The sequence below is a fragment of the Nosocomiicoccus sp. HMSC067E10 genome (assembly GCF_001810835.1).
In the GTDB taxonomy this organism is placed as follows: Bacteria; Bacillota; Bacilli; order Staphylococcales; family Salinicoccaceae; genus Nosocomiicoccus; species Nosocomiicoccus ampullae_A.
Genome location: NZ_KV802743.1, coordinates 1 through 10,731, shown reverse-complemented (window position 1 = coordinate 10,731; position 10,731 = coordinate 1). Strand labels below are relative to the sequence as shown.

7 protein-coding genes are annotated in these 10,731 nt (G+C 36.4%); all 7 read right to left on the bottom strand.

The features are described from left to right. Positions 1-18: 18 nt before the first annotated feature. On the bottom strand, positions 19-912 hold the full coding sequence (miaA, locus tag HMPREF2767_RS01075; RefSeq protein ID WP_068128066.1) for a tRNA (adenosine(37)-N6)-dimethylallyltransferase MiaA: 894 nt from the start codon (positions 910-912) through the stop codon (positions 19-21). Beyond that, positions 902-1,783 carry an alpha/beta fold hydrolase gene (locus HMPREF2767_RS01070; RefSeq protein WP_070622239.1) on the bottom strand — a complete coding sequence of 294 codons (882 nt, stop codon included), beginning with the start codon at positions 1,781-1,783 and terminating at the stop codon, positions 902-904. The genes miaA and HMPREF2767_RS01070 overlap by 11 nt, the downstream gene beginning before the upstream one ends. A gap of 14 nt (positions 1,784-1,797) precedes the next feature. Then, positions 1,798-3,627, bottom strand: coding sequence for a DNA mismatch repair endonuclease MutL (gene mutL, locus HMPREF2767_RS01065; protein WP_070622237.1), 1,830 nt, complete (start codon positions 3,625-3,627; stop codon positions 1,798-1,800). A gap of 12 nt (positions 3,628-3,639) precedes the next feature. Next, a complete protein-coding gene (gene mutS / locus HMPREF2767_RS01060; RefSeq protein WP_070622235.1) occupies positions 3,640-6,108 on the bottom strand; it encodes a DNA mismatch repair protein MutS in 2,469 nt (822 codons plus the stop codon). Positions 6,109-6,535: 427 nt separating this feature from the next. Then, entirely contained in the window at positions 6,536-6,961 is a 426-nt protein-coding gene (locus tag HMPREF2767_RS01055; protein ID WP_070622233.1) for a YlbF/YmcA family competence regulator, read from the bottom strand. A gap of 58 nt (positions 6,962-7,019) precedes the next feature. Continuing rightward, entirely contained in the window at positions 7,020-8,834 is a 1,815-nt protein-coding gene (locus tag HMPREF2767_RS01050) for an ABC transporter ATP-binding protein (protein WP_070622231.1), read from the bottom strand. Then, positions 8,827-10,548, bottom strand: coding sequence for an ABC transporter ATP-binding protein (locus tag HMPREF2767_RS01045; protein WP_070622229.1), 1,722 nt, complete (start codon positions 10,546-10,548; stop codon positions 8,827-8,829). The genes HMPREF2767_RS01050 and HMPREF2767_RS01045 overlap by 8 nt, the downstream gene beginning before the upstream one ends. Between the last annotated feature and the right edge of the window lie 183 nt (positions 10,549-10,731).

The window sequence follows — 10,731 nt, the reverse complement described above, 5'->3', positions numbered from 1 at the left end:
AGTCTCATTGATTTATGATCAATGAGACTTTTTTATGAATGTCTCTATTCTCTCAAATATCTCCGCTTCATCAGTACCGACTTTATACCATTCCACACTCAATTTATTTCTTAAATATGTCAATTGACGCTTCGCGTATCGTCGTGAATCTTGTTGAATATCTTCGATTACCTTATCTAGCGATTTTTTTCCGTTAAAATAATCGATGAATTCATGATAACCAATTGCTCCAAGTGCTGTTTTAGATAAGTCATACGTTTCAAAGAGGTTACTTACTTCTTCTTCAAGTCCTTCACTCATCATCGTTAAGACTCGCTCATTGATACGTTCGTATAAGACATCTCTATCGTCATATAATCCGATAATTAACGCGTCGTATTTTTCTTCAGTATCATGTGACGGTTTCGCACCTAAATCATGTTTTACGAGTACACGTATCATACGTTTACGATTGTTAATATGAACGTCTTCATTTAATGCTTTTACTTTCTCAAACAATGCATCATTAGAAAACGTTTCGTAATACTGTACACGTGCTTCTTTCTCTTTATGATCTTCATCGTCAAATTGAAAATCGTTAATAAGCGCATGGATGTAAAACGCAGTACCACCAACGATAAATGGAATATTATCGTTTTTATATTCACGTTCCATTAACTCTCTGACTCTCGTTTGAAATTCTTTTACAGAAAATTCTTCTTCTGGTGATAAAATATCGATCATTTCATGGCGAACACCGTCCATCTCTTCACAAGAGATTTTACCAGTTCCGATATCCATCCCTTTGTACACTTGCATCGAGTCGCCACTAATGACGTTTAAATTAAATCGTTTTGCGATTTTAATCGACATATCTGTTTTACCAACAGCAGTCGGCCCGACGAGACAGATTATTTTTTGGTTATTCTCCATCGATTACCGTGTCCATCCACTCTAAAATCATACGGTAGACGTCATTTTTAATATCTTCGTTTAAAATTTCATGACGATATCCTTCGTATAATACGGATTTTGTGTGTAATCCGTGCGCTTTTAAAGTCGCATCTAGCACTTCAACGTCTCTACCGTTATGACTAAATGGATCATCTTTACCGCTAATTAACAAAAAGTTTGTGTCTTTACTATAGTGTCCAATAACTGCTTCACTATTTACTGCAAAAATCGCATTGTTCACAGCTTTAAACGTATTAATCGATACCGGATGACCAGATAATGGATCTTTGTTGTAGTTCACGACGTTTTCATAGTTTTTGCTAATCCATCTATTTCTCGCTGTTCCATCCACTTGACGATCAAATCCAGAAAATGCGAGACGATTAATAAATAAGCTCTTAGCGTCTGGTAATACTTTAGCGACACCGTTAACGAATGCTGTTTCAATCATCTCCATCGGCGACGTACGATTACCTGTTCCTACAATGATTGCACCTGTTGGTTGAATTGTTGAGAGTAATAATCTTAAAACGATACTCCCCATCGAATGCCCGATGACAAATTTCGGTAAATCTTCTGGAAGTGAGTCGTAGACGTCTTTTGCATCTCGAACGAGCGTCTCAAAACTTCCTATTTCTCCGCGATTTCCTTTATCTCTTGAACCGTGTCCGTTATGATCATATACAACGCAGTATATGTCATGCTCTTTAAAGAAGTTTAAAAGATAATCATAACGTCCACTATGCTCTGAAATTCCGTGAAGGAGTAACATCGCGGCTTTTGGATTTTCTGGTTCATATACTTTTACGTCAATCGCTTCATTTCGCGTATAGACGAGTTGTTGTTTCATTTAATAAACACCTCTTACTTCATAATACGATTAAACATTTTTTCAATTTCATACGTTGTCCACTTAATAATGACAGGTCTACCGTGTGGGCATGTATATGGTGACTTACACTGAGATAAATCTTTTAATAATGCACGCATTTGCGTTAAATCTAAATAATGATTCGCTTTAATCGATTGTTTACAGCTCATCATAATCGACATCTCTTCACGATATTTATTGACTGAAAACTCATCAGTATTCGAGATAAAATCAATGACCGACTCGATATCTCCTTCTGGATCGTCTTTTAATATCCACGACGGATATTCTGTCACTGTATATTGCTTAATACCCGTTTTTTCAATATTAAAGCCGAGCGCTTTTAAATCTTTTAGTTTTTCATCGATTCGAATGACGTCGTCATATGAAAACTCGAAATGATATGGTAACAGTAAAGGTACACGCTCATCGCTATTTTGAATGTTTTCATAGAAATACTCATACTTAATACGCTCTTGTGCGGCATGTTGGTCCATTAAGTACATACCTTCATCGTTTTGCATGACGATATACGTGCCGTGAATTTGACCGACGATTTCTAAATACGGTAATTTTGAATAGTTATAATCATCATACGACTCTCGTGAATGACTCATATGCTCTTCAATTGGCGTATTCACATAAGATACTTCATCTCTTTTTTCCGTATGAATATCAAAATTATTTTTAGTATTGTTTTCATTATTTGAAAATGTGTTTTCCCTTTTATAATCTTTAAATGAACTGTCAAACACTCGGTGTGATGAAAAATCAAACACGTTTTGTGTCATCACTGGCTTTTCAGTTTTCTCACGCGCTTCGATTTCTGGAATGAGACGTTCAGAACGTAATTCCTCACGAATCGTCTGTTCGATTAATTGTTGTAACTCTTTTAACTTAGACAGTCGGACTTCAGTTTTCGCTGGATGGACGTTTACGTCAACGAGTTTTGGATCCATGTCGATATTTAATATAACGACTGGATATTTATCTTTTGGTAGTAGTGTATGATACGCTTCGACTACACTTTGTACGAGTCTAAAATCTTTAATAATACGCGAGTTGATCGCAAGGTTAATATAGTTTTTGTTACTTCTCGTAATTTCTGGTCGAACGATAAATCCGGATAATTTATAATCCGGAGTTTTCGCTTCCACTTTTACACTATGTCTCGCGACGTTTAGTCCGTACACATCAGAAATGACTTCTTGTAAATTTCCATTTCCTTTTGTATGAAAACGAACTTTACCGTCAAATGCTAATTTAAACTGAATATGCGGATGGTTAAAACTAAAACGCTGCATAATATCGATAATACGACCCGCTTCAGTTTGTAAGCTCTTAATATATTTATAGCGTGCCGGTGTATTAAAAAATAAGTCTTCAATCGTAACTACTGTCCCGATACGTGATTTACCATCTGTGTAATTTACTTCGCGACCACCGCTATACTCGAGTTTAAACGGTTGTCTATCTTTACGATAACTTTCAACCGTCGCTTTAGATACCGCTCCAATACTCGCGAGAGCTTCTCCTCGAAACCCCATCGAACGAATTTCAAATAGATCGTAGTCTTCTGCGATTTTACTTGTTGCATGACGCTCAAATATTAAACGACTATCTCTGTCGTCAATACCTTCGCCGTTATCGACGACACGTATCATTTTTAGTCCGCTCTCTTCAATAAACACTTCAATCGAAGTCGATTTCGCATCTATAGAGTTTTCAACGAGCTCTTTAACGATCGAACTTGGACGTTCGACTACTTCACCAGCCGCAATCTTATTTTGGATAACTGGATCTAGTACGTGGACTCTCTCCATATAATCCCCTCTTTACTTTAGTTCGTCTTGAAGTTCACTCAGTAATGTCAACGCTTCTATCGGTGACATATGATTTACGTTTAATGCTTTGATTTTTTCTTCTACAACACTAAACGTTTCTGTGTCTTCTTCTAACGATAATTCAAGTTGTGTGACGTCTTCTTTCTTATCGTAGTTCGCTTCTTCTAAACGTTTTAAAACTTTTCTCGCTTCAATCGTCACTTCTCTTGGAAGGTCTGCGAGTTCTGCTACTTGTATACCGTAACTCTTTTCAACTGCACCTTTTTCCACCTTATGTTGGAACTCAAGTTTACCGTTCTTTTCTGACGCTTTAACGTGCACGTTCATTAAGTGATGCAGTGACGCGTCTAAATTCGTCAGTTCATGGTAGTGCGTTGAAAATAGTGTTTTCGCGCCGATATGATTATGAATATACTTTAACATCGCTTCAGCGAGTGCCATGCCGTCGTACGTACTCGTACCTCTTCCAAGTTCATCAAATATAATTAAACTATTCTTTGTCGCGTGTTTTAACGCATCATTCGCTTCCATCATTTCTATCATAAATGTTGATTTACCACTCGATAGATCGTCACTCGCACCAATTCTCGTAAATATTGCGTCAAATACAGGTATCTTACATGACGATGCTGGTACGTTCATACCGATTTGCGCCATAATTGTAATCATCGCAACTTGACGCATATACGTACTTTTACCACTCATATTCGGTCCAGTAATTAAATAAATAAACGTATCGTTATCCATAACGACGTCATTTGGTACGTACGTTCTTTCTCCGAGCATCTTTTCAACGATTGGGTGTCTTCCATCGATAATTTCTAATTTCCCGTCCGTAAACGTTGGTCGAACGAGTTGGTGCGTATTAGAAACGTCTGCAAAACTAATTAAGCAGTCAAGTATAGACAGTTGTTCACTCGTACGCTGTAGTCTTGCCGTGTGTAATTTGACGCTGTCACGTAACTCGACGAACATTTCATACTCTAAGATGACACTTTCATCTTCTGCTTTTAGTATTTTATCTTCCATTTCTTTTAACTCTGGTGTAATATAGCGCTCTGAATTCGTTAACGTTTGTCTACGGTCATAACCAAAGTTTTCAGCGTTAAATGTCGCTGCTTGTCCTTTTGAGATTTCTAAAAAGTATCCGAACACTTTGTTAAAACCGATTTTCATATTTTTAATGTTCGTTCTTTTCTTTTCAGTTTCTAAATAATTTTCTAACCACTCTCTTGAGTTATGTTGTAAATCTCTTAACTCGTCGAGCTTTTCACTAACACCTGATTCAAAAATATTACCTTCACGAATCGTCTTTGGTGCGTCAGATTTTAATACTTTTAGCATTGAGTAGACGTCACTTAACACGTCAAAGTCTTTAAATAACACATTATCAATTAAACCAATCGATGAAAGTAATCGGTACACGTCAGGTAAGCCTTCTAAAGAATCTCTAAGTTCTACAAATCCTTTTACGTCGATATTTCCAAAACTCATTCGACCTGTCAGTCTTTCGATATCATAGACGTTATTTAACGCAGCTTTTATATCTTCACGCTCGATAAAATTGTCGAGTAACACTTGAACGACGTCTTGACGGTTTTTAATCTCGTTAACGTCTATTAGTGGCGATTCTATTAAACGCTTCAGTTTACGTCGCCCCATCGGTGTTTCTGTTTGATTTAAGTACCAATATAACGACCCTTTTTGCTTTTTAGTTTGAAGATTTTCAACGAGCTCTAAGTTACTAATCGTCGACTGAGATAACTTTAAATGTAAGTCGACATTGATCTCTACAATATCTTTTAAATGTGTTAGTTTTTGTTTGTTTTGAGTTTCTATATAAGATAGTAACTGTGTATGAGCATTCTCTTCACTATGTTCTACGACAGTGATTAACGGTGGTTCTGTAAACATGTTTTTAAGTACAGTTTCTCCGTCATTTGTCGTCACGATTTCTCTCGCATTTATACGTGATAATTGAGTGTTTAACGTATCTGTGTCTTTCGTTTTAAATTGATACATATCACCCGTCGAAATATCTCCGTAAACGACTTCGTACGTATCTTTATTTACATATAGTGATAAAATATAGTTACTTTCATCTTGTTCGATACCAAAATCATCGATTAACGTTCCCGGTGTAATGACGCGAACGACTTCACGTTGCACCATACCTTTTACGAGCTTTGGATCTTCCATCTGTTCACAAATCGCGACTTTATGACCTAAGTTAATGAGTTTTTCAATGTAGCGCGTCGCAGAATGATGCGGTACACCTGCCATCGGTACTTTACTCGTTTTATCTCTCGCAGTTAACGTAATTTCTAACAACTTAGCCGCTTCAACTGCATCGTCATAAAACAACTCATAAAAATCACCAAGTCTAAAAAATAAAAAGGCATCTTGATAGTTTTCTTTAATCGATAAATATTGTTTCATCATCGGAGTAACGTTCGACATATACACTCATCCTAACCATTAATATGACTTAAATTATACCATGAAAAAAAGAGTAGCTCTAGCCACTCCCTTACTCAACGTCTTTACTTGCTTTGTATATTAATTTTTTATATAATAATAATTATAGAAGAGTCAAAGAATCATATTGACTATAAACAAAAGATTCTGAGTTGAGAAAAGTCGTAAGAGAGGCGACTTACAAAATAAACTCTCTTTTTTTGATTATTATGAGGTGGATCAATGTTCGCTAAAAACTCTCTATATTTTATGTTAATGAATGATAAATATAAAGAACTCAATATAAATATCACAAAAGCAGATTTCGATAATACATTGAATAAAATATTTAAATAAATACTGATTCCTATAGATATGATATTAATCATATCTCTTTTTTATGAAAAAAAGAGTGGCTCTAGCCACTCCCTTACTCAACGTCTTTACTTGCTTTATTGTTCATCGCAGCACCAGTTTCACCTTCTAAGTGATCTCCACCTGTACGCTCGATGATTTCATATGTCACTGAACTACTAATCGCATGTGACACCATTTGTAAAATGTCGTTTACATTTTCTTGCGCATCGATAAATTGCTGAACGATTGGCATATCGTCAAGTTCTTTTTCGAGTACGTCAATTTTTTCTTGTGCAAGTTCATATGCACGTGTTTTCCCGTAACTTTGGAAGTTTACTGCTTGTTGTTGCAGTGAACGTAAACTTGCCATCTTTTCACGGATTTCTTTATTTTCGTGAATTTTCGCCTCTGCCTTTTCAAAGAATTTTACTTCTTCAGTTTCCGAAATCATTTTACCGACTTCTTTTGCAGCTGCTACAATTTCATCTTTAGTTGCCATTATAACTCACCTTTTATTTTTAGTATGTCACTATTATAAAGTATATCATTGAATATTACTATCCGTTCACCATTTTATAATATACACCTTTTTGGTCGAGGAGTTCTTTATGACTTCCGGATTCAATAATTTCACCATGTTCTAATACGATTAAACGGTCGACTGCGCGCACTGTATTTAATCGGTGTGCGATGATTATAGACGTACGACCTTTCATTAAGCTTTCTAATGCTTCTTGAATTTTTAACTCTGTAATCGTGTCGATACTTGAAGTCGCTTCGTCGAGTAATAATATGTTCGGGTTACGTATAAACGCACGTGCGATTGATATAAGTTGACGCTCTCCGACAGATAATGCATGATTTTCTCCGTCGATCACTGTGTCATATCCATATTCAAGTTCCATAATAAAATCATGAGCGTTCGCATTTTTACATGCTTCGATAATTTCTTCATCAGTCGCGTCTAGCTTACCGAATCGAACGTTTTCTTTAATCGATGCGTTAAATATAAACGGATCTTGTAGGACGAACGCACTGTTTTCTTTTAAGACGTGTCGCTTATAGTTTTCGATGTTTTCTCCGTCGATTAAAATCTCACCTTTGTCAACTTCGTAAAATCGATTCAATAATTGTACGATCGTCGTTTTACCAGCACCTGTTGAACCGATTAACGCAATCGATTCACCTGGCTTGATGTCAAACGATACATCGTTAATTGTCGGACGCTTTTGATCTTTGTCGTAACTAAATACGACGTTTTTAAACTCGATATGACCGTTTAAATCTCTATCTGTAATCGTACCGTCATCTTTTTCTGTTTCAGTATCGATAATATGGAATACACGTTCTGCCCCTGCGATTGCAGAAAGTACTTGGTTAAACTGGTTCGCTAGATCTGCGAGTGGACGTGTAAATTGTCTCGCATATTCAGCGAATACGACGATAATACCAACTGTTACAGTATCTGTCGTTAGTGCGAGTATCCCACCGATACCTGCAACGATTGTAAAACTTAAGTTGTTTAACATGTTCATAATTTTAGGAATCATACCACTGTAAAGGTTCGCCCAAAATGTGACGTCACGTAAGTTTCTCGTTCTCTTTTCAAATTGATCGATAACATAATCTTCTTGAGAGAATGCTTTAACGATTTCTTGACCAGAAATTACTTCTTCGATATAAGCGTTTAACTCCCCAGTACTTCTTTGACGTATTCTATATAACGGACGCGTACGGTTTGTTATATACTTTACCAGAACAAATAATAACGGAATGATTGTAAGCGTAAGTATTGTAAGTAACGGGCTTAAGTACAGCATGACTGAAATTGTACCGATAAGTGTAATTACAGACGTCGTAAACTGTATGAACGAGGAGTTTAACGTTTGAGAAATCGTCTCGATGTCGTTTGTCATACGACTCATTAACTCCCCTTGTTGACGTTTATTGTAAAAGTCGATCGGTAAATACTGCATATGATTAAATAATCGATATCTCATATTAAATACTGTACGTTGACTCGCGCCAACCATAATAAACGACTGTGCTAACGTCGAAATACTATGAAGTACATATACACCGAGTAATACGAGTAATAGAGTTACAAACCCATCAAACTCTTTTGGTACGAGATAGTTATCGATCGCTCGACCAACTAAAAACGGACCGATGATACCGAGTAAACTCGTAATGACAACGATAATTATAACGAGTAATACTTTGTAACGTTCATCTCTCATAAACTTCCAGAGTCGCTTTAACGTACCAGACATATTCGATGCACGTTGCTGATTATGGTTTCCTTTATTACCAATATCTTCTTTTTTTAATATTGGTTTTAAACCGAAAGGTTCTCTTATAAATTTAATCATCAAACGACCCTCCCGTCTTTTGGCTTTCTACAATCGATTGATATAACTCTGATTCTTTCAGGAGTGAATCGTGTGTACCAATTGCTGATACTTTTCCTTTTTCAAGAAGAAGTATTTTATCCGCAGTTTGTGCGGTTGAAATTTTTTGCGTAATAATAATTCTCGTGACATTTAAATCACTCATCTTTTCCCATAAACTACTTTCAGTCGTTCTATCTAACGCACTCGTTGAGTCATCTAATATAAGGACAGAGGGACGCTTTAAAAGTGCACGTGCAATAGATAGACGTTGTTTTTGTCCACCAGATAACTGCACGCCGCGTTGACCGACTTGTGTGCTATATTGATGATCAAAACGAATAATGTTGTCGTGAACTTGTGCTTTTTTCGTCGCATCATAGACGTCAGCTTCTGTCGCAAATTCGTCTCCCCAGAGCATATTTTCAAAAATTGTACCGGTAAATAACACTGCTGACTGCGGAACGTATCCAATGAGTTCTCGTAATTCATTGACGTTCCAATCTTTCACATTTTTACCGTCGACATACACTTCTCCGTGCTGTGGATCATATAGTCTTGGTATAAGATTCACGAGTGAACTTTTACCAGAACCAGTCGCCCCCATAATGACGAGTGTTTCATTTTTATCAACTTTAAACGAGATGTCTTCTAATATATTTGAAACGCTGTTCACGTATTTAAATGTCACATTTTTAAACTCTACAGATGCACCTTCATTGTTATCGATTTTCTTAGCAGTTTCTGCTTCAGTAATATCTGCATGTAACACTTCACTAATACGGTCTGCTGAAGCTTTCGCACGCGTCGCAGAAATAATTAAGAAACTAAACATAGAAAATCCGCCTTGCATTCTTAACGCGTAGTTAATAACAGCGACGACTTCACCGACTTGTACTGAACTCGTCTGTAATAAGTCAGACGATACGTAAAGTACGAGCAGTAAACTTCCGTTCATAATGAGTAAAAGAACCGGTAAGATCGACTCCATTAATCGAAGTCCAAAAATCATATCATCGCGTAGTTTACCTGCAATACCACTAAAACGATTCGATTCATATTCTGCACGGTTATTTACTTTAATTAAAAGCATCCCGCTTAAATTCTCTTGGAAGAAGCGGTTAATCTTATCGAGACGTCTTTGAATACGACTGAAAATAGTCGCTCCCATTTTCGCAACGATATATAAAAAGACGAGTAAAATCGGTGTCAATAGTGTTAAGTAAAAGCCGAGTTTTACGTTCACGACAAATGACATCACTAACGACCCTATAACGAGAAGCGGTGCACGTAGTAATATACGCATTCCCATAAATAGTAACATCTCAGAAATTAAAACATCTTGAGTGAGTCTCGTAATTAGCGTCGAACCGTTAAATTTTGATAACGTCTCTAACGAAAAACGTTGGACACGTCTAAAAATCGCATTTCGTAAGTCATTACCAAATGCATTCGTTGCAAAGCTCGATAAATATGTGTTAAAAATACCGGCAATAGTTGAAATGATCGATGCAAATAACATCAGACCTAAATAAAACCAAACGGTATTTAAATTATTTTCTGCAATCCCGTCATCGATTACCCCCTGGATAAATAACGGCTGAATTAACTCCACCGCAAGCTCTACAAACATAAGTAAAAGCCCGAGGATGATCAGCCATTTATACTTTAGCGCATAACTAAAGACTGTTCGCATAGTGACACCTCTTATTTCGGTTTTCGAATTACTTTAAACCTATTTTAGCACAATTACACTGAACTTACTGATGAAGTAGATTAAATTTTCAAAATCATTCTTTCGTCCGAATCAAAAACGATGATTATAGAATTTTTAACGTGATTCCTATATCTTAAATTTCAAGTTTAAGTTAGCCACTTG

What these genes read in the sequence shown, in the direction of transcription:
- mutL (WP_070622237.1), bottom strand. Translation starts at nt 3,627, where the DNA reads ATGGAGAGAGTCCACGTACTAGATCCAGTTATCCAAAATAAGATTGCG.
- HMPREF2767_RS01050 (WP_070622231.1), bottom strand. Translation starts at nt 8,834, where the DNA reads ATGATTAAATTTATAAGAGAACCTTTCGGTTTAAAACCAATATTAAAA.
- HMPREF2767_RS01070 (WP_070622239.1), bottom strand. Translation starts at nt 1,783, where the DNA reads ATGAAACAACAACTCGTCTATACGCGAAATGAAGCGATTGACGTAAAA.
- HMPREF2767_RS01055 (WP_070622233.1), bottom strand. Translation starts at nt 6,961, where the DNA reads ATGGCAACTAAAGATGAAATTGTAGCAGCTGCAAAAGAAGTCGGTAAA.
- HMPREF2767_RS01045 (WP_070622229.1), bottom strand. Translation starts at nt 10,548, where the DNA reads ATGCGAACAGTCTTTAGTTATGCGCTAAAGTATAAATGGCTGATCATC.
- miaA (WP_068128066.1), bottom strand. Translation starts at nt 912, where the DNA reads ATGGAGAATAACCAAAAAATAATCTGTCTCGTCGGGCCGACTGCTGTT.
- mutS (WP_070622235.1), bottom strand. Translation starts at nt 6,108, where the DNA reads ATGTCGAACGTTACTCCGATGATGAAACAATATTTATCGATTAAAGAA.